This is a genomic window from Streptomyces sp. SID10853 (assembly GCF_010548145.1).
Lineage (GTDB): Bacteria > Actinomycetota > Actinomycetes > Streptomycetales > Streptomycetaceae > Streptomyces.
In genome coordinates, this window is sequence record NZ_JAAGLN010000478.1 from 1 (window position 1) to 1,364 (window position 1,364).

Sequence of the window (1,364 nt, forward strand, 5' to 3'; positions counted from 1 at the left end):
GCCCGGCTCGCCGCCGACGCCGCGCTCAAGGCGCCGCACGGCCGGGCCCTGCCCGCCGAACCCCGGCTCTCCGTCCACGCCACGGCCCCCGGCCGGGTCACCCTCACCCGGTGCCTGGCCTCGCTGCGCCCCGGTGTGTACGGGCTGGAGGGCCCCGGGCTGCACGCCGTCGTCGGACCGGTGATCGACGGCGGCTCGGAGACCGCCGACACCGTCGTGCGCCGCCTCGACCGCGTCACCTACGGCACGCTCCGCCCCGGCACCAAGGCCCGGCTCACCCCGCAGGTGTACGTGGGAGACCCGCGCTCCGCGCTCGGCATCGACCACGCCGACGTGGAGATCCCCGGTGAACTCGGGTCCTCTCCCGCCTGGTTCGTGCCCGGCCCCCGCCCCACCTGGGTGATCACGGTGCACGGCCGGGGGACCGGCAGGGAGCACCCCATGAACGTCCTGGGCTTCCTGCACCAGCAGCAGTTCCCGGTCCTCGACATCTCCTACCGCGGGGACCCCGGCGCCCCCGCGTCCCCCGACGGCCTGGGCCACCTCGGCGCGTCCGAGTGGCGCGACCTGGACGCGGCCATCCGCTACGCCGTCCGCTACGGCGCCGAGCACGTCATCCTGCACGGCTGGTCCACCGGTGCCGCCATGGCCCTGCACGCCGCGGCAGGCTCGGGGATGCGCGACCGCATCAGCGGCCTGGTGCTCGACTCCCCGGTGCTCGACTGGGAGGCCACCCTCGGTGCGCTGGCCTCGGCCCGGCGCACCCCGGCCGTCCTGCGGCCCCTGGTGGTGCGGGCCGCCCAGGGCCGTACCGGAGTCAACGGCGACCGGCTGCGCGCCGCCGCCGACCCCAGGGCGCTGACCGTGCCCACCCTGATCTTCCACGGCCCCGACGACCGGGTGGCCTCCTGGCAGCGCTCCGTCGAACTCGCCGCGGAAAAGCCGACGTTGGTGGAGCTGCGGACCGTGACGGGCGCCCCGCACGGGGCCATGTGGAACGCGGATCCCGCCGCCTACGAAGAGGCCATGCGGCGCTTCCTTACCCCGCTCATGTAGCACCCCGTGCGGCACACCGTGCAGCACCCCGGGCACACAGGTCCGCCCCCGGACGCCCTGCGTCAACCTGTAGCGAGGGGTTCCGTTTGGGCTTTCGGCCCGTCAGAGGCAAGACTGCTCCCCGTGACGTCCCGTAACCCGCGCGACTCCAGACTCCGCCTCGTCCGCCCCCGACCTCTGGTCACGGCCCGCCGTGTCGTGAGCAACCGGCCCATCCGCCCCGCCCCGCGCCCGCCCGCCGGTACCCCGGCCCCGGCCGAGCTGGCCCGCCAGGCCAGGGCGGTCCTCGACGACGCCGTCCGGATCGC

The 1,364-nt window shown here is 75.9% G+C and carries 1 protein-coding gene and 1 pseudogene; both read left to right on the plus strand.

Features of this window, described 5'->3' with window-relative positions:
* A partial coding sequence (locus G3I19_RS36465; RefSeq protein WP_164267942.1) for a prolyl oligopeptidase family serine peptidase occupies positions 1-1,056 on the plus strand: 1,056 nt, incomplete at its 5' end.
* A 123-nt stretch (positions 1,057-1,179) separates the two neighbouring features.
* Positions 1,180-1,364, plus strand: a pseudogene (locus tag G3I19_RS37135) (hypothetical protein); the annotation flags it as partial.